Origin of the sequence: Kribbella sp. NPDC050820, from assembly GCF_040653975.1 — a bacterium.
Lineage (GTDB): Bacteria > Actinomycetota > Actinomycetes > Propionibacteriales > Kribbellaceae > Kribbella.
In genome coordinates, this window is record NZ_JBFAHB010000064.1 from 1 (window position 1) to 17308 (window position 17308).

The 17308-nt window shown below is 69.6% G+C and carries 17 protein-coding genes; 4 read left to right on the plus strand and 13 right to left on the minus strand.

Annotated elements, in window-relative coordinates; genetic code table 11:
* On the plus strand, window positions 1–273 hold a 273-nt coding region (locus AB0H36_RS36735; protein WP_360534569.1), incomplete at its 5' end, for a winged helix-turn-helix domain-containing protein.
* Here AB0H36_RS36735 and AB0H36_RS36740 read toward each other — a convergent pair.
* From AB0H36_RS36740 to AB0H36_RS36760, 5 genes are all read right to left on the minus strand, one after another.
* Window positions 266–1195 (minus strand): trypsin-like peptidase domain-containing protein, encoded by a 930-nt coding sequence (locus AB0H36_RS36740; protein ID WP_360534571.1) that lies wholly within the window; start codon window positions 1193–1195, stop codon window positions 266–268. The genes AB0H36_RS36735 and AB0H36_RS36740 overlap by 8 nt on opposite strands.
* A gap of 18 nt (window positions 1196–1213) precedes the next feature.
* The gene (locus AB0H36_RS36745; protein ID WP_360534573.1) at window positions 1214–2152 is read right to left on the minus strand and encodes a VWA domain-containing protein; all 939 of its coding nucleotides are present in this window, start codon (window positions 2150–2152) and stop codon (window positions 1214–1216) included.
* Complete coding sequence (locus AB0H36_RS36750) at window positions 2149–3093, minus strand: DUF58 domain-containing protein (RefSeq protein ID WP_360534575.1); 945 nt, start codon at window positions 3091–3093, stop codon at window positions 2149–2151. The genes AB0H36_RS36745 and AB0H36_RS36750 overlap by 4 nt, the downstream gene beginning before the upstream one ends.
* A gap of 76 nt (window positions 3094–3169) precedes the next feature.
* Window positions 3170–4180 (minus strand): MoxR family ATPase, encoded by a 1011-nt coding sequence (locus tag AB0H36_RS36755; protein WP_360534577.1) that lies wholly within the window; start codon window positions 4178–4180, stop codon window positions 3170–3172.
* A gap of 140 nt (window positions 4181–4320) precedes the next feature.
* Complete coding sequence (locus AB0H36_RS36760) at window positions 4321–4611, minus strand: hypothetical protein (protein ID WP_360534579.1); 291 nt, start codon at window positions 4609–4611, stop codon at window positions 4321–4323.
* Between the two features lie 126 nt (window positions 4612–4737).
* Between AB0H36_RS36760 and AB0H36_RS36765 the strand changes: the two genes are divergently transcribed.
* Together AB0H36_RS36765 and AB0H36_RS36770 are read left to right on the plus strand one after the other, a co-directional pair.
* Window positions 4738–5430 carry a response regulator transcription factor gene (locus tag AB0H36_RS36765; protein ID WP_360534581.1) on the plus strand — a complete coding sequence of 231 codons (693 nt, stop codon included), beginning with the start codon at window positions 4738–4740 and terminating at the stop codon, window positions 5428–5430.
* Window positions 5427–6686, plus strand: coding sequence for a HAMP domain-containing sensor histidine kinase (locus AB0H36_RS36770; protein ID WP_360534583.1), 1260 nt, complete (start codon window positions 5427–5429; stop codon window positions 6684–6686). The genes AB0H36_RS36765 and AB0H36_RS36770 overlap by 4 nt, the downstream gene beginning before the upstream one ends.
* A gap of 180 nt (window positions 6687–6866) precedes the next feature.
* Here the strand turns inward: AB0H36_RS36770 and AB0H36_RS36775 are convergent, their stop codons facing one another.
* Both AB0H36_RS36775 and AB0H36_RS36780 read right to left on the minus strand, forming a co-directional pair.
* Window positions 6867–7688: an alpha/beta hydrolase gene (locus tag AB0H36_RS36775; protein ID WP_360534585.1), complete on the minus strand. Its 822-nt coding sequence runs from the start codon at window positions 7686–7688 to the stop codon at window positions 6867–6869.
* A 579-nt stretch (window positions 7689–8267) separates the two neighbouring features.
* A complete protein-coding gene (locus tag AB0H36_RS36780) occupies window positions 8268–9173 on the minus strand; it encodes an aminoglycoside phosphotransferase family protein (RefSeq protein ID WP_360534587.1) in 906 nt (301 codons plus the stop codon).
* 184 nt (window positions 9174–9357) lie between these two features.
* Here AB0H36_RS36780 and AB0H36_RS36785 point away from each other — a divergent pair, with 184 nt between their 5' ends.
* Window positions 9358–11373 carry a hypothetical protein gene (locus AB0H36_RS36785; protein ID WP_360534589.1) on the plus strand — a complete coding sequence of 672 codons (2016 nt, stop codon included), beginning with the start codon at window positions 9358–9360 and terminating at the stop codon, window positions 11371–11373.
* An 87-nt stretch (window positions 11374–11460) separates the two neighbouring features.
* Here AB0H36_RS36785 and AB0H36_RS36790 read toward each other — a convergent pair whose 3' ends face one another.
* The 6 genes from AB0H36_RS36790 to AB0H36_RS36815 form a co-directional block, all read right to left on the minus strand.
* Entirely contained in the window at window positions 11461–11949 is a 489-nt protein-coding gene (locus tag AB0H36_RS36790; protein ID WP_360534591.1) for a DUF3592 domain-containing protein, read from the minus strand.
* Window positions 11936–12406 (minus strand): DUF3592 domain-containing protein, encoded by a 471-nt coding sequence (locus tag AB0H36_RS36795; protein WP_360534593.1) that lies wholly within the window; start codon window positions 12404–12406, stop codon window positions 11936–11938. Before AB0H36_RS36795 ends, AB0H36_RS36790 begins: the two co-directional genes overlap by 14 nt.
* A 33-nt stretch (window positions 12407–12439) precedes the next feature.
* Window positions 12440–13897, minus strand: a complete 1458-nt coding sequence (locus AB0H36_RS36800; RefSeq protein WP_360534595.1) for an FGGY family carbohydrate kinase — start codon at window positions 13895–13897, stop codon at window positions 12440–12442.
* 10 nt (window positions 13898–13907) lie between these two features.
* Entirely contained in the window at window positions 13908–15371 is a 1464-nt protein-coding gene (locus AB0H36_RS36805) for a mannitol dehydrogenase family protein (RefSeq protein ID WP_360534597.1), read from the minus strand.
* A complete protein-coding gene (locus AB0H36_RS36810) occupies window positions 15368–16213 on the minus strand; it encodes a carbohydrate ABC transporter permease (protein ID WP_360534599.1) in 846 nt (281 codons plus the stop codon). Before AB0H36_RS36810 ends, AB0H36_RS36805 begins: the two co-directional genes overlap by 4 nt.
* Before the next feature lie 76 nt (window positions 16214–16289).
* Window positions 16290–17243, minus strand: coding sequence for a sugar ABC transporter permease (locus AB0H36_RS36815; RefSeq protein WP_360534601.1), 954 nt, complete (start codon window positions 17241–17243; stop codon window positions 16290–16292).
* Window positions 17244–17308 lie beyond the last annotated feature (65 nt).

The following is a 17308-nucleotide window of genomic DNA, read 5'->3' on the forward strand; positions in this document are numbered from 1 at the left end:
CGTGGAGTCGCCACGCTGTGGGACGACTCCACGCGACCGACTCCGGCGGGGGTGGCCGGCGTACTGGGCCGATCCCGGGCCGAGCTGCTGAACCAGCTCGGCAGCCCGAGATCGACGACAGAGTTGGCCGCCCGGACCGGCCTGACGCCCGGCTGCGTCTCACAACACCTGAGTGCCTTACGCGCCGCCGGTCTCGTCACTTCCCACCGCTCCGGCCGCCTCGTGCTCTACGCCAGAACTGCGCTTGCCGAGGCGCTCCTTCAGGTCAGTTGATCAGCCCCTCGACGATGGTCTTCATCCGGTCCACCGGGATGGCGAAGCCGATGCCGATGCTGCCGCGGGACGAGCTGCCGAGAGTGGCGATCGCCGTGTTGACGCCGACCACCTGCCCGGCGGAGTTGACCAGCGGACCGCCGGAGTTGCCCGGGTTGATCGCGGCGTCGGTCTGGATCGCCGACTGGCGGCTGTTGTTGTCACCGAACCGCGCCTGCCGATCGACCGCGCTGACGATGCCCGCGGTCACCGTCCCTTCCAGCCCGAGCGGTGAGCCGACGGCCAGCACCGGGTCGCCGACCCGCAGCTGTGCGGACCGGCCGAGCGTGAGCGCACGCAGTCCCTCGGCGTCGGCGGTCGAGACCTGGAGTACGGCGAGGTCGTTGTCCTCGTCCGACCCGATGATCTCGGCGTCGACCCGGCGGCCGTTCGACAGCACCAGCGAGACATCGCTCGCTCCTTCCACCACGTGTGCGTTGGTCACCACGTGACCCTGCTGGTCGATCGCAAACCCGGACCCGGTCGCCCGGCCGGCCCGCACCGACACCACACCCGGCAGCACGCTCGCGGCAGCCGCGGTGATCGACCCCTGGGCCGCCGCGGGTGGCGCGGCCGCCTGCGGCAGCTCGACCGCCGCGGACTCGGGATCACGGGATCCCGTCACCGCGCCGGCCAGCCCGCCGGCCACGATCGACAGCGCGAGGCTGGCGACCACGACCCGTCCGCGGCGGGCCGCCGTACGAGGAGGTTGGACCGTCACCCCGGCCTGAGGTGCCGCGGCCGGAGAGGGGGGAGCCGACCCAGCGGAAGCCGGGGTGACGGAGAAGGGGTACTGCGGCTCCGCTGCAGGCAGCGGCTCCGCAGGGGGTGGACCGGGCGCGTAGTGCGGGCCGCGGAACGGTTGACCGAGATGAGGGCTCATCGAAGGCTCCTTCACTGCTCAGGGCAGACGGGAGAACCAGAGCAGCGAGGCCAGCGCGGCAAGCAGCGCCGCGACCAGGGCGATTCCCGCCACCAGATTGGTGATCTCGCGTGGTTCGGTGGTCCAGCCGATCGACGACTGCAGGTCGGAGTAGACGTCGCGTAGCTGCTCGTCGCTCTCAGCCTCGTAGAAGTCGCCGCTGGTCGCCTCGGCGAGGCCGCGCAGCGCCTCGCTGTCGGCGGGGACCGGGATGTTCCGGCCTTCGAGGTTCACAGTGCCTTCGGGGGTCCCGTACGCGATCGTCGACACCGGCACACCGGCCTGGTCGGCCGCCTCGGCGGCTTCGTCGATCGGACGGCCGGAGGTGTTCCCGCCGTCGGACAGCAGCACGATCCGGCTCGGCGGTGGGTCGTTCGGGTCGATCGTGCGGACCGCTTGCAGGCTGGTCAGCACGGCCTCGCCGATCGCGGTGCTATCGGTTAGCGTCAGGGTGTTGATCGCGTCCACGGTCGCCTGGTGGTTGGTGCTCGGCGGCGCGACCACGGTCGCGGTCCGGGCGAACGAGACCAGGCCGACGTTGAACTTCTCCGGCAGCTCCTCGACGAACTGGACCGCGGCCTGCTTGGCCACCTCGAACCGGTTCGGCGCCACGTCGGTCGCGGCCATCGAGTTGGAGACGTCCATCGCGACCAGCACGGTGGCGCGTTCCCGCGGCACCCGGATGTCGGCGACCGGCCGGGCGATCGCGATCGTCAGCACGGTCACTGCGGCCAGGAACGCCACGGCCGGCGCGTGCCGCCGCCAGCCGGGCCGCGTCGGCGCGACCTTCTCCAGCATCGGCAGGGTCGCGAACCGGACGGCGTACTTGCTGCGGCGCCGCTGGGCGACCAGGTAGGCGGCGACCAGCGCCACCACCAGGCCGAGCAGCAGAAGCCACAGCGGTTGCTCGAATCTCATCGGATTCCGGTCCTTCCCATCGGGTTCCGGCGGACGCTCGCGCGGCGGCGGGCGGTGGCGAAGGCCGCCACGTCGCGGACCCAGTCGGTGTCGGTCCGCAGCACGAGGTGCGCCGCACCCGCGGCCCGGAGGTCGCGAGCGGTCTGTTCACGTTTGGCTGTCATCACGTCGGCGTACTTGCGCCGCAGTCTCTTGCTGGTCGTCTGCACCTCACGGCGCCGCCCGGTCTCCGGGTCGACCAGCGTGAGCAGGCCGACCTCGGGGAGTTCGAGCTCGCGCGGGTCGAGCACCTCGACGGCGATCACCTCGTGCCGCGCGGCCAGCCGGCGCAGCGGGTCCGCCCAGGTGTCGTCGTGGAAGTCCGAGACGACGACCCGCAGCCCGGGGCGGGGATGTTCGCGGTTGAACCGGGTGATCGCAGCCCCCAGCGGAACCGCGGGATGCTCGCCAGGCGTTGCCCTGGGCAACGATAGCAGCGTTCGCAGGGTACGGCGAAGTGCTGCCGCCCCACCGACGCCGGGGATCCGGGACAGGTGGTCCCCGACGGCGACGCGAACGCCGAGCCGGTTGCCGGGCCGGTCGGCGAGCAGGCCGACCGCCCCGACCACAGCGATGGCGAGATCGCGCTTCTCGCTGAGCGCAGTGCCGAAGTCCATGCTGGCCGATGCGTCGAGCAACGCCCAGGTCTCCAGCTCCCGCTCGGCCAGCGGCGACCGGACATGCGGCTCGAGCGAGCGAGCCGTGACGTTCCAGTCCATCCGGCGGACGTCGTCCTGGCCGGCCTGGTACGGCCGCGCCTCGTTCGGCTCGCTGCCCGGCCCGCTCCGCAGTCCGGTGATCTCGCCGTGCAGGAACCCTTCCAGCTTCCGCTTGACCGAGAGCTCCAGCGTCCGCAACGCCCGCTCCCGCCCCTTCAGCAGGTCGGGGCCCGGGAGACTCATCCACGTCCTCGCTTCGCTCCGGGCGCGGATGAGGCACAAGTCGTTCTGTGCTTGATGATGAACTCGCTCCGCTCGTTCATGCTGCCGACCCCTGGGCGCCGTCCGCGGGGACGACGTGTGGTTGCTCGACGGCGTGCAGGATGCGGGAGATCACGGCCCGCGGGTCGACACCGTCGGCGAGCGCGTCGAAGGTGAGGACCAGACGATGCGCCATCACGTCGAGGGCAACGTCGTACACGTCGGCGGGCAGGACGTAGTCGCGGCCTCGCAGCAACGCGAGCGCGCGCCCGGCGGCGACCAGGCCGAGCGTGGCCCGCGGGCTCACGCCGAACTCCAGGACGCCTTGCAGGTCGTTGACGCCGTACTGCTGTGGCACCCGGGTCGCATGCACGAGGCGTACGACGTACTCCGCGACCGCGTTGTGGACGAAGACGTCGTCCGTTGCCTCCTGCAACTGAGCGACCTGCTCCGGGGTGAGCACGGCGTTCGCGTGCGGCCGGTGCGCGCTCATCCGCTGCAGGATGGTGAGCTCCTCGAGCGGAGTCGGGTAGTCCACCGTGATCTTCAGCAGGAACCGGTCCCGCTGCGCCTCGGGCAGCGCGTACACGCCGTCGGACTCGATCGGGTTCTGGGTCGCCAGCACCAGGAACGGCTCCGGCAGCTTGTAGCTGCGGCCGCCGATGCTGACCTGGTGCTCGGCCATCGCCTCGAGCAACGCCGACTGCACCTTGGCGGGTGCGCGGTTGATCTCGTCGGCCAGGACCAGGTTGGCGAAGACCGGGCCGAGCTCGGTGTCGAACCCCTCCGCCGACGGGCGCCAGATCCGGGTGCCCATGATGTCGCCCGGCACCAGGTCCGGGGTGAACTGCAGCCGGGAGAACTGCCCGCCGATCACCTCGGCCAGCGTCCGCACCGCCAGCGTCTTCGCGACACCCGGCACACCCTCCAGCAAGCAGTGCCCGCGGGCCAGGAGCCCGACCAGCATCCGCTCCACCAGCTGGTCCTGCCCCACCACAACCCGCTTCACCTCGAACAACGCATGCTCGAGCAGCCCTGCCGACACCCCGGTGTCACTACGTCTCTCCACACCAACCTCCACGTGATCTCCTCCGCCGGCCTCCAGCCGGCCCAGCCGGCTCTGGCCGGCCCCCGGCCACCGGGCCGGCGCCTCCTCCATCACCCCCCGATCCGGGTGCCGTCCGGCACCCGGATCGTTCGGATTCGCTGTCATGCGTTCTCGGATGCGTCCGGCTGGGTCTGCTCGGGCTGTGCCGGCTGCTCACCCTGCTGGCCTTGCCCCTGGTTCTGGCCCTGGCCGCCGTTCTTCTCGGGGCAGTCCGTGCCGTCCCGCTGGGCGCTGCCAGTGCCCGGCGACGGGGTGGTGGCGCCGTCCTCGATGGTCACGTAGCCCTGCTCGGGCGCCGGGTCACCGGTGGTCGCGTACGCGATCCCGCCGACCCCGAGGGCCGCCGCGGCGACCGCCGTACCGAGGATGAGCCGCTTTCCTGGGACGTTCATCAAGAAACTCCTTCGGTCGATTGGCCCCCACCACATCAAAGGGGCGCGAAAACGACCGGAAAGCGGAGCGAAAGTCCACCGAAAGCGCAGACCGGCCAACCCGGCCGGTCCGGCTACCTTGGTCTCGTGCGACTACTGGTGGTGGAGGACGAGGAAGGCCTGGTCAGCGCGCTGCGCTCCGGACTCGGCCGGGCCGGCTATGCCGTGGACACGGCGACGACCGGCGCCGAGGCAGTGGAGAAGCTTGCGACCACGGCGTACGACCTGGCGATCCTGGACATCACCCTGCCGGACACCAGCGGCCTCGACCTGTGCCGCGCCGTACGCCGGGGTGAGATCGAGGTCGCGTCCGGCCGCGAGCTGCGGGTGCTGATGCTGACCGCGCGCGCCTCGCTGGCCGACCGGGTCCGCGGGCTCGACGAGGGCGCGGACGACTACCTGACCAAGCCGTTCGCGCTGGTCGAGCTGCTCGCCCGGATCCGCGCCCTGCTGCGCCGCGACGTCACCAACGGGACCACCCAGCTGCACGTCGGCGGCCTGGTGCTCGACTCGTCCCGCCACCTCGCCACCCGGTCCGGCCGCGAGCTCCCGCTGACGCTGAAGGAGTTCGGCGTACTGCGTTACCTGATGTCGCGACCCGGTCACGTCGTCTCGGCCGAGGAGCTCCTCGAGCACGTCTGGGACGAGAACGCGGACCCCTTCACCCAGAGCGTCCGCGTCACCGTCGGCACCCTCCGCCGCAAACTCACCCAGGAGGGCGAAGAGCCCGTCCTGGAAACCGTCATCGGCCGCGGCTACCGCCTTCGAGGTGAGACATGAAGTTCAAGCGCCCGCCGTGGACCCAGACGATTCGGTTCCGGTTGACGGTGACGTACTCGGCGGTGCTGATTGCGCTGTCGGCGTTGCTGCTCGGTGGGGTGTACGTCGCTCTATCGGCGTTCCTGGATCCGAAGCCGTTGAGTCCGATCACGGTGAACAAGGTCTACAAGGATGCCAACGGCAACCTGAAGGTGAAGCCGGGGCATGTCATCGAGGCCGCGGAGATCTCGACGATCGAGTCCGCGGTGAACTACCAGACGCTGCAGACGCTGCGGAACTACTCGGCCGCGGGCATGGGGGCGTTGCTCCTGGTGAGTCTCGGGACCGGCTGGTGGTTGTCGGGCCGTGCCCTGCGTCCGGTACGGCGGATCACCACGACAGCACAGGAGATCTCGGCGACCGACCTGTCCCGCCGGATCGCCCTGGACGGGCCACGGGACGAGCTGCGGAACCTGGCCGACACCGTCGACGACATGCTTGGCCGGCTCGAGTCTGCGTTCATGTCGCAGCGGCAGTTGGTCGACGACGCGTCGCACGAGCTGCGCAACCCGCTGGCGGTGATCCAGGCGAACGTGGACGCCGTACTCGCGCACGACGACACCACCGCGGAGGACCGGGCCCAGGCGACCGCGATCGTCAGCCGGGCGATCCATCGGATGACCCGGCTGGTCGAGGATCTGCTCGCGTCCGCTCGCCGTTCGTCACCGGCCTTCGTCGACGCGGACGTGGATCTGGCCGCGATCGCGGGCGAGGCGGCCGAGGAGTACGAACTGCTCGCGGCGGATCGCGAACTGCACGTCGTACGGCGCCTGTCCCCCGGGCCGATCGCGGCCGGAGACGCGTCCGCGTTGCGGCGGGCGGTCGACAACCTGCTCTCCAACGCGGTCCGGCTCGCTCGTGGTGGGAGTGAGCTGGTGCTGGCGGTCGGGAGCCGCAACGGGTGGGCGTGGATCGCCGTACGCGACGAAGGTCCCGGCATTGCGGCCGAGGACGCCGACCGCGTCTTCGACCGCTTCTTCCGCTCCGGTCAGCGCCAGCCCCCGGCCACGGTCCCGTCCACCGGCCAACGCCGTACCGGCCTCGGCCTGGCCATCGTCCGCCAGATCGCCGAGTCCCACGGCGGCACCGTCGCCCTGCACTCCGAGATAGGCGTAGGCAGCACCTTCATCCTCTGGCTCCCCGAACGCTCCCTCACCAACACCACCCGCCGAACCCCCACCCCACCCGACGAAGACCCCCTCGGCCCCCGCCTATAGCGCGCGCCAGAACCATCGGGGTCGAACGGGATGACCCGGCACGCCGGCTCGCCACCGGTCGAGGCTGGCGTCGGGGGCCTTGTTGCGGCCTGGGACACGTCGGGAGTTCAGGGCCGAGCTAGATGGGGGCCGTCCGCGGCCCACCGCTTGGGCGCGGACGCGTCGCCAACGGCGATGGGTTCAGACGGTGGTGCGTCGGAGAGCGCGCGTTGTGGCCTCGACGTAGCGCCTCGGTGCCGTCAGGTGCGGAATGTGTGCCGCGCCCGGGATCGTCTCTCGCGTGGCGTGTGGGATCAGGCCCATGAGGCGCTCGATGACCGCAGGGAATGCTGGCGGGCTTTCGGAGCCTTGGGTGAGCCGGACCGGCAGTGCAAGCTGTGCCAGCAGGTCCGGGTCGATGCTGAGCGCGTGGGGGTCTTGTAGCTCGTCAAGGAACGTCGGAGCATTCTGAACGAAGATCGCCCGCAGCTCCGGCGGCAACTGGTTGTCCCAGGCGCCCGGCCCAAAGGCGACCTCGTCGGCGAACTGCTGCGCCGCACCCACAGCGTCGCCCTCGGCGATCCGCCGGCCGACGGATTCGAGGCTGGCGGCGCCCTGCCCGAGGATGACCTGGCTCGCGGGATCATCCTCCAGAAGGCTGAACAGGGGTGGTTCGTGGCAGGAGAGCGAGCGGAACACCTCCGGGTGCCGTGCGGCCAGGCGCAGCGCGATGTCGCCGCCGTACGAATTCGTGACCACGTGCGCCGGAGCGATGTCGAGTACGCGGAGCAGGGCAGCGAGGTCGTCGCCGTCCTCGACAACGCTGCCCTGTGTCTGCGGGCGCTCGCTGCGGGAGTGGCCGCGACGGTCGTAAACGAGTACGCGGAAGGACTCGGCCAGCCCGGGGACCACGAATCGCCAGCTCCGGGCGTCACCCCACGATCCATGGACGAGTACGAGGGGCTCGCCGCTTCCGTACACCTCGTAGTACAGCCGGACGTCATTCGCTTCGATCTCGGACATGGCTTGGCTCCTCACCGATTCGGCCAACGCCCCTGAACACTCAGATGCGCTCAAGGCGCGCCATGGCCGCCGCTTCCCATGCTCAACGGGGCGAGGGAAACCGCGCGTCGGTAGACCTACCCATGTTTGCTTGGTGCGGCCGACGTCGGCGAATGCCGGCTCGGTACGTGATGTGACGCGGCCGCTGCGGGCGAAGTGACGCAGCTTCGGCGGAGGCTCCCGTGCGTCAGGGCTCGTGGGATGTGCCAATGGGCATTCCCGGATCACCAAGAGCGTGCCTCTACGACACCCTCCACAACGCAGACCCCCACGTCACAGCACCCTCTCGTGTGATGTCTCAGGACATCGGTGACAGTTCTGTATCAAGACATCGGTGACAGTTGGTGTGTCAGGACATCGGTGACGTTTCAGCCCGTCTCGGGCGCTGGCCTGGGGTCGGCCGTTGCCGAGGTAAGTCACACCGGGCACCGGTTGGATGTCCTCGATGGACTGTCATGCTCGCCCGGCTGGCAAGCTGGTGGAACGTCTGTTGGGCTGGGAGATACGGGAGTTGGCGCGTCGATCGCCAGCTCAGAGACCTCATCGAGGCACTGCGAGCGCCTCGCCGATGACGTGCCGCGCGCAGTTCGTCATCGCTGGGTTGGTGTCCTTTTGATGCGACCACACGATCAGGGCCTGGGACAGCACGCGCCCGCGGCCGCGGAGCCACGTCGCGTCGTCCACGTCCAGCGCCGCACGGAACTCGTCGCGGAGATTCACGGGCAGTAGGTGCCACACGGGGAACAGGTCGCAGGCCGGATCGCCGACCCCGCAGGTCTCGAAGTCGAGCACCGCGGTCAGCCGGTCCTCCACTGACACGAGCAGGTTGCCCGGCGTCAGGTCCGAGTGCACCCACACCTCGCGCCCGTCGTACGGCGCCGCGAGTGACTCCTCCCACGACGCCAGCGCTGCGCCAGTGTCGATCAGGCCGTCCAGCTCGCCGATCGCCTTCCGCGTCGAGGAGTCCATCTCGACCATCGGAGCGCGCGTGCGGCGCTCGCCCGGATACGCCGGCGGCCGGTCTGGCAGGTCGATCCGCCGGAACGCGTCGACGAATGCCGCGAGGTCCGTCGCTAGCCCGCGTGGGTCGGCGAGCGCATCGGGGGACCGGTGCCTACCGGTGAGCCAGCGGTGGACGGACCACTCGCCCGGGAACGCGTCGGTGGGTGAGCCGATCGCCTCGACCGCGGGGATGGCCACGGGCAGGAGCGGCGCGAGTGCCGCGAGTTTCGCCTGCTCCCGCCGGACGGGGTCGGTGATCGAGGGCCGGAGCGGCAGCCGTACGCACAGGTCGGAACCGAGACGGTAGATCGCGTTCGCCAATCCGCCGGAGTCGACCGGCTCCAGCGGCAACGCCGCCCACTGCGGGAACTGAACGGCCACCAGTTCGCGGACGAGCGGTGTGTCGATGTGGGCCTGATCGGCGTGGACCTTACGGGAACTCACGAGCACCATCGGAACGGTCGGCCCGTCCGCCGTCAATCCGGTTTCGGATCGAGTGGGTCAACAGCAGGCGGGCCGGGCGGGCTCCGGAAGTGTCACCACCAACATCGCCCGAATCGTCACCGATGTCCTGATGCAGAACTGTCACCGATGTCCTGCGACATAACACACAGCACCCTCTCGAAACTTGAGTTCAAGGGAACGTATGTTCTATTATTGGCACATGAGAGAGCTCATCAACTGCCGGATCGGCGACGACCTGGTCATCGCCGATCCGGCCGCGTCCCGGACTCTCTTGCCGTCCGGTGTTGTCTCGACACTGGAAGACCTCGACATCCCCGAGGACCCTCACGCCTCGGGCGGCCCACGCTTCATCAATGAACAAGACGAGCAGGACGCCGAGCTCGACGTCCTGCTAGGCCGGAACAGGTTCTCCCAGGTCGACACCCTCGAGTGGGAACTGTGGGACGGGGTCGATCAGGACGAGGCGGAGCGTGAGATGCTTCGCCGCTGCGCACCGGCCTGGGTGTGTCTGCCGCCCGGCGGGGAGCTCGCCGGCGCGCTAGAGCAGACCCGGCCCGAGGCGATGTCCCCGATGGCCCTGATCGAACTGATGAATTCCGCCAACCGCCTGTCCGGCTGGGCCGAAGCGATCAAGGCGAGCGCGATGGCATCGTTCATCCGGCAACGCCGAGCCGAACACCGCGAATCACCCCGCCCGACACAACTCGACACGAAGGGCCGCCCGATCGACCCCGAACGCTCCTGGTACGGCGAGATCGCGCTCGCGCTCGGGTTGTCGCCAAACACCGTCGGCCTGCGGGTGGAGACCGCGCTCCGACTCACCTCGTCGTTGAGGGCGACGCACACCGCGCTCAAGTGCGGCGCCCTCACCTGGGGCAAGGCCCTGGCTATCTCCGAGGCCACCAGCGCGCTGCACGACGACACGGCCCGAGCCGTAGAGGCGCACGTGCTGAGACGGGCCGCCTCGCAGACTCACCGCAATCTGCTGGAATCCCTGCGCCGCCAGGTCGCCAAACACTCCACCGGCGAGGCGGACGACAACCATCGTGCCGCCGCTACCGAGCGGACCTGCAAGATCGTCCCCCTCGCAAACGGCATGGCGGGCCTGTGGATCGTCCACACCGCCGACAAGATCCAGCAGATCTGGATCACCATCCAGGCCATGGCCGCCCTCGCCAAGCGCCCCGCCACCGGCCCCGTCATCCCGAACCCCGCCGAGACCGGCACGACCACCGACGACACCACGGCAGCCACTGCAGTCGTCCTGGACGGCCACAGCCCGACGACCGGCGAGCCGATAAGGGATCGCATGGCAGCCACCAGGCCTGAGCTGGAGCATCGCACGCCGCGAGGCGAGAACGCGGCGCACAACAAGGCTGCCGCACCCGGCAGCGATGCAGGGCGCATCGGTGCGGGGCTGCGTCGTTGTGGTGCGACGAGGGACGCCCGGACCGCCGAACAGCGCCGCGCCGACGTCGCCGCTGACCTGTTCGAACACATCCTGCGCAACGGTCTTGACTGGCTCGGCCGCCGACTCCCCGATCAGCACCGCCGCCGGCCTCACATCGAAGTCATCGTGGCAGCCACCACCCTCCTCGGCCTCGATGACGATCCCGCCGAGCTGACTGGCCACGGCCCCATCCCCGCTCGCATGGCCCGCCGCATCGCCGCTGACGGCACCTGGCGACGACTCCTCACCGACCCCGTGAACGGCGCAGTCCTCGAAGCCTCCACCACCCGCCACGATCCCGGCGCCCTCGTCACGGAGACCTTGCTCGCCCGGCATCCCGTCTGCGCGTGGCCTGGATGCAACCGGGCCTCCAGAGATTGCGACCGCGACCACATCACTCCGTTCGCGGACAACGGCACGACCAGCCTCGCCGGACTGGCGCCGTACTGCGAGTTCCACCATGTCATCAAGGACACCCGCGCCTGGGGCTGGCGGACGACAAGCCGCCCAGGCGGATCGATCACCCTGACCACTCCGACCGGCCATCGCTACACCACCGTCCCATCCGCCCTTGGCCCCGTCACCCGACAGGCGAACGAAGCGCCCACAACCGGTCAGCCACTTCAGAGCACCAGATCCGGTCCTCCCGATGCGCTGTCCTGCACCGATCCCCGTGGCCAGTCGGCCATCGGCACACTGCAGAAGGCTGACGACCACCCGCCGTTCTGAGCGGTACGCCGGCTGCCGTGCTTTTGCACGGCACGCTGGGGCGCGGCGCGCATCCGTCTCGCCCGCACGGCCACCGTGGCGGCGTGCTCACCCTGGTGCGGCCGTCGAATCGTCGGCTTCCGTCGGCCGGCTCCAGAATCTGGACAGGCTGACGACAAGGATCGCCACAGCCCCGCCGCCGAAGACGACGACGGAGGACTGGTACTCGTACCCCAGGTCGGCGGACTGCACCCGGGTGGGTTTCATCGGGTCGTAGACCACCTGGATGCGCTGCCCGACCTCAGCCGCCGAGTAGTTCTCGGTCGTGGTCTCGACGGTCTCGCCGTCCTTCGTCACGAACCGGATGTCGATCGGCTCCCCGGACCGCGGAGCCGTCTCCTTGTGCAGCACAGTCGCCGTGACGACCTCTCCCCGGCGCTCCAGCGCGAGCTCGTCCTGGATCTCCGAGTAGCCAACGCCGGCCATCAGCACCGCGATGAACACGAAGATCACCCCCTCAGGCGCAACCCGCCACCGCCGCTTCTCCCGGGTGCCCTCGTCCTCCGGCGTCATCTCCCACCGCCTACCGCTCGTCACCACGCCTACCCCAGAGACTGTTGATTCCGTAGATCAGGAAGCCCACGCTCGCCCCACCGAGAAAGACGCCCGGGAACCAGTAGTCGAAGCCCCAGGCCGCCGCCTGCATGCGGCTGGGGTCGACGCGGTCGTAGACAACGTCGATCGTGCCGCCCACCTCGGCATCCTCGTAGTTGGAGGTCTCACCGGTGACGACCTCGCCCGCGAGCGTCACGTATCTGACTTCGATGCGCGTAGTCCGTCCACCGGACTCGTCCAGGACCGCCGCGCTGACCACCTCCCCGCGTCGCTGAAGCCAGTACAGATCCTCCAACTCGGCGTAGCAGACAACCGCGAGCACCACCGCCGCAACCAGAGACATGACGCCTTCGAGCTCGAAACGCCACCGCCGTGGCGGAAGTCTGCGACCGCGCCTGCGCGGTCGGGCCCGCCGGGCTGAGCTCCTGTCCTTCGTCACGTCCGTACGACGTGCACGTGAGACGTCCGGCTCCTAGCGGTTGTACGGGGTGGAGAGGAGGGGGCGAGTGTTGGTGAGGGTTTGGGTGTAGAGGGAGCGGACTCTCGCGGCCTCGGCGTCGGTCATGACGGACGGCTCGGGTTTGCCGGAGGGGACTTGCCAGGTGGGTGGGGTGTCGGTGCCGGTGAGGGCCCAGGCGGCTTGGCGGGCGGCGCCCAGGGCGACGTACTCGGCTGGTTCGGGGAGGATGACCTCGGCGCCCAGGAGGGCGGGGGCCAGGGCCTGGACGGCGCGGGAGCGGGCGGCGCCGCCTAGCAGGAGGATGCGGCGGACCGGGAGGCCCTGGGCGCGGAGGGCGTCGACCGCGTCGGCGAGACCGCAGAGCAGGCCCTCGACCGCGGCGCGGGCCATCGTGGCGGGCTTGGCGGTGGCGCGGGTGAGGCCGTAGATCAGGCCGGTCGAGTGCGGCAGGTCCGGCGTACGCTCGCCGTCCAAGTACGGCAGCAGGACGAGCCCGTCGGTGCCCGATGACGTGAGCGCGGCGTCGTTGAACGTCTCGAGGTCCATGCCGAGCAGCTCAGCAGTCGCCGACAGGACGCGGGCGGCGTTCAGCGTGCAGACCAGCGGCAGATAGCCCCCGGTGGCGTCAGCGAACCCGGCGACCAGACCGCTCGCGTCCGCAGTCGGGTCAGCCGACCGGGCAAACGCCGTACCGCTCGTGCCCAGCGAGACGGCGACATCGCCCGGCTGCAGGTCCAGCCCGAGCGCGGCCGCCATGTTGTCACCGGTGCCCGCGGCCAGCGCAGCACCCGACGCGGTCCGGCCGACGATCTCGGCCGGTCCGGCGACCCGCGGCAGCTCGAGCGACCGCCCGAAGGCCAGCTCGACCAGGTCCGGGCGGTAGGTGTTCGTCGCCGGCGACCACCACCCGGTACCGGACGCGTCGCCGCGGTCCGTCGTGATACCGGAGATGCCCTGCCGGTCGGCCGCCAGGCGATGCATCATCCAGTCGTGCGGCAGGACGACGGCCGCGGCACGCTCGGCGGCCGCCCGCCGCGCCGCGTCAGCCGGTGCGCTCGCATCCGCGTCCCGGATCCAGCGCAGCTTGGTCACGGTGAACGAAGGCACCGGCACCGACCCCACCGCGTCAGCCCACGCACCAGGCCCACCGAGCTCGGACACCAGCTCAGCCGTCGCATCAGCGGAGGACGTGTCATTCCACAGTACGGCGGGGTGCACCACCTCACCGGCCTCGTCGAGCAGGACCATCCCGTGCTGCTGCCCGCCGATCGAGATCGCCTCGACCCCGTCGAGCAGCCCGTCGGACGCGATCTCCCACGCCTTCCACCACGCGGCCGGGTCCACCTGCGTCCCGTCCGGATGCGGTGCGCGACCCTCCCGCAGTACCTCACCGGTCTCGGCGTTGCACACGACCACCTTGGTCGCCTGCGTGGAACAGTCCACCCCGGCAACCAGCCTCTGCTCAGTCATGGGCCCCAGACTAGAGCGCTTCGAGTGTGCTGCGGGCGCCGATCTCGTGGAGCGACTGCAGAGCGGCCTTGTACTGCGTGACGAACTGCTCGTTGGCGGCGAGGTCGCCGAAGAGGTCCGGGTCGGAGATGAAGACCAGTGGGTCCTCGCGGTTGTGCTGCGCCCGCTCCACGAGCTTGTCGCGCAGCCGGTCGACCACCTCGATCGGCTGCCCCTGCTCGTCGACGGCCTCGGCGTACCGGGCCCAGGAGGCGACCACCAGGACCGACCGGCCGATCTCCCGCCCGGCCGCCAGCTGCTCGCGCACCACCGGCAGCAACCACTTCGGGATCCGGTCGGAACTCTCCGCACACAGCCGCGCCAGCGTGTCCCGCACCTCCGGGTTCGCGAACCGCTCGATCAGCTGGTGCTTGTAGCGGTCGAGGTCGACCCCGGGCACCGGCGGCAGGGTCGGCGTCCCCTCGGCGTCCATGTAGCCGAGCAGGAAGTCGACGAACAGCTTGTCCTGGCACACCTCGTGCGCGTACCGGTAACCGGCCAGGTACCCGAGGTAGCAGAGCGCCTGGTGGCTCGCGTTCAGCAGCCGCAGCTTCATCAGCTCGTACGGCTCGACGTCGCCGACGATCTGGACGCCGACATCCTCGTACGGCGGCCGGTCGCCACCGAAGTCGTCCTCGAGCACCCACTGCGTGAACGGCTCGCACACCACCGGCCAGCCGTCCTCGACCCCGAACCGCTCCGCCAGCGCCTCCCGGTCGGCGTCCGCGGTGACCGGCGTGATCCGGTCCACCATGCAGTTCGGGAACCGCACCTCGGTCTCCAGGAACTCGGCGATGTCCGGGTCCTTGAGCCGGGCGAACGACGCCAGCATCTTGCGCGCGACGTGTCCGTTGCCCGGGATGTTGTCGCAGGACATCACCGTGAACGGCGGCACACCGGCCGCCCGCCGCCGGGCCAGCGCCTCGACGATGAACCCGAACGCGCTCCGCGGGGTCGCCCCCGGCTCCAGGTCGGCGGCGAGCGCCGGGTCGGACGTGTCCAGCTCACCCGTCACCTGGTTGACGTGGTACCCGCCCTCGGTGATCGTCAGCGAGACGATCCGGGTGGTCGGGTCGACCATCCGATCCACGACGGCGGAGGGGTCGTCCGGCGCGAAAAGGTAGTCGACGATCGACCCGATCACCCGGGGCTCGAGCGTCCCGTCCGGGTGCTTGATCACCAACGTGTACAAGCAGTCCTGAGCCGACATCACCTCGGCCATCCGGTGATCGTTCGGAAGCACCCCGACCCCGAGGATCCCCCAGTCGAGCGCCTTCCCCTCACTCATCAGCCGATCGAGATACATCGCCTGATGCGCACGATGGAACCCACCGACGCCGAAGTGCACGATCCCCGGCGTCACCGCCGTACGCTCGTACGACGGCACGCCGACGTCATTGCCCAGGGCATCAACAGCAGCGGCGGACAACTTCACTTGACCGCCCCCAGCGACAGGCCCTGGACGAGCTTGTCCTGGGCGGCGAACCCGGCGATCAGCACCGGCAGCGACACCACGATGGACGCGGCACAGACTTTGGCGAGGAACAATCCTTGGCTGGTCACGAACCCAGTCAAGAACACCGGAGCCGTCTGCGCCACCGTGCCGGTCAGCACCCGGGCGAACAGCAGCTCGTTCCAGCTGAAGATGAAGCAGATCAGCGCCGCCGACGCGATCCCCGGCGTCACCACCGGCGCCACCACCGACCGCAACGTCCGGGTCAGGTTGGCGCCGTCGACCGACGCGGCCTCGAGGATCTCCACCGGCACCTCGGACAGGAAGCTGCGCAGCATCCAGACCGCGATCGGCAGGTTCATCGAGGTGTAGAGGATGATCAGCAGCCAGATGTTGTCCAGGAACCCGACCGACTGGGCGAACAGGTAGATCGGCAGCAGGCCGGCCACCACCGGCAGCATCTTCGTGGACAGGAAGAAGAACAGCACGTCGGTCCACTTCCGCACCGGGCGGATCGACAGCGCGTACGCCGCCGGGAACGCGAGCAGGATCACCAGCACCGTGGACAGGATGCTCGCGGTCAGCGAGTTGAGCAGCGACGGCCAGGGCCCGGTGTCGAAGAACGACCGGTAGCCGTCCAGCGTCAGCGGCGCCGCGACGTCCGGCGGGTTCTTCGCCGCGTCCTCCTCGGAGTGGAACGAGGTCAGCAGCATCCACAGCACCGGCAGCACGAACAGAAGCCCGACGATCCAGGCCAGCCCGGTCAGCGCCCACCCACCACCACGACGCTTCCTGCCGGTCACCATCTGCACCTGGGAACTCATCGACGTCCTCGCTTCGCTCCGGGCGCCGATGAGGCACCAAGCGCGCTGTGCTGGATTATGAATTCGCTTCGCTCATTCATCGTCCGGTCTCCTCTCGGAACAGCGTGGACACCGACCGCAGCGCGAGCGTCGCGATCACGATGGTGCCGATCACCACGATCACGCCGGCCGCGGAGGCCCGGCCGTAGTCGTGTGCGGTGTAGAAGGTCTGGTAGATCGTGTACGGCAGGTTCGCCGTACCGAGGCCGCCGGAGGTGATCGTGAAGACGGCGTCGAAGTTCTGTACGACGTAGATCGAGCCGAGCAGTGCGGACAGCTCGAGGTACTGGCGCAGGTGCGGCAGCGTCATGTAGCGGAAGATCTCCCACTGGTTCGCGCCGTCGATGCCGGCCGCCTCGATCACGTCCAGCGGCCGGCTCTGCAGCCCGGCCAGCAGGATCAGCATCATGAACGGCGTCCATTGCCAGACCAGCGCGAAGATGATCGACCACAACGGCTGGTTGCTGATCCAGTCCGGCTGCGGCGCGTTGTCACCGAACAACCACTTCAGCACCCCGTTGAAGAGACCGTACGTCGGGTTGTACAGCGCGTGCTTCCACAGCAGCGCGGCCGCCACCGGTACGACGAGGAACGGCGTGATCATCATCGTCCGGACCGCACCGCGACCGCGGAACTTCCGGTCCAGCAGCAACGCGATCGCCAGCCCGAGGACCAGGCTGATGAGGACGACGCCCGCGGTCAGCACGATCGTCACCCAGATCGCGCTCCGGGTGTTCGCGTCGGTCAGCACCCGGCGGAAGTTGTCCACCCCGGCAAACCCGCGCTCGTCGGGGTAGTAGGCGTTCCAGTCCATGAAGGACACGATGATCGTGACCACGAACGGCAGCTGGGTCACGATGATCATGAACACCAGCGCCGGCATCAGCGGCGCCCGGCGGGCCCAGTCGCCGGCCTTGCGCATCATCGTGCCTTCCGAGCCGGGCGGCGGCGCGGCGTTACGACCGGGCCGAGTCTTGGTGTCGATGCTCATCGACGTCCTCGCTTCGCTCCGGGCGCCGATGAGACACGTGGCGCACTGCGCTTGATGATGAACTC

Bases quoted from the DNA above. Each gene is read 5' to 3' on its own strand.
- AB0H36_RS36800 (WP_360534595.1), bottom strand. From the start codon at position 13,897: ATGACTGAGCAGAGGCTGGTTGCCGGGGTGGACTGTTCCACGCAGGCG.
- AB0H36_RS36810 (WP_360534599.1), bottom strand. From the start codon at position 16,213: ATGAGTTCCCAGGTGCAGATGGTGACCGGCAGGAAGCGTCGTGGTGGT.
- AB0H36_RS36750 (WP_360534575.1), bottom strand. From the start codon at position 3,093: ATGAGTCTCCCGGGCCCCGACCTGCTGAAGGGGCGGGAGCGGGCGTTG.
- AB0H36_RS36815 (WP_360534601.1), bottom strand. From the start codon at position 17,243: ATGAGCATCGACACCAAGACTCGGCCCGGTCGTAACGCCGCGCCGCCG.
- AB0H36_RS36770 (WP_360534583.1), top strand. From the start codon at position 5,427: ATGAAGTTCAAGCGCCCGCCGTGGACCCAGACGATTCGGTTCCGGTTG.
- AB0H36_RS36760 (WP_360534579.1), bottom strand. From the start codon at position 4,611: ATGAACGTCCCAGGAAAGCGGCTCATCCTCGGTACGGCGGTCGCCGCG.
- AB0H36_RS36775 (WP_360534585.1), bottom strand. From the start codon at position 7,688: ATGTCCGAGATCGAAGCGAATGACGTCCGGCTGTACTACGAGGTGTAC.
- AB0H36_RS36745 (WP_360534573.1), bottom strand. From the start codon at position 2,152: ATGAGATTCGAGCAACCGCTGTGGCTTCTGCTGCTCGGCCTGGTGGTG.
- AB0H36_RS36740 (WP_360534571.1), bottom strand. From the start codon at position 1,195: ATGAGCCCTCATCTCGGTCAACCGTTCCGCGGCCCGCACTACGCGCCC.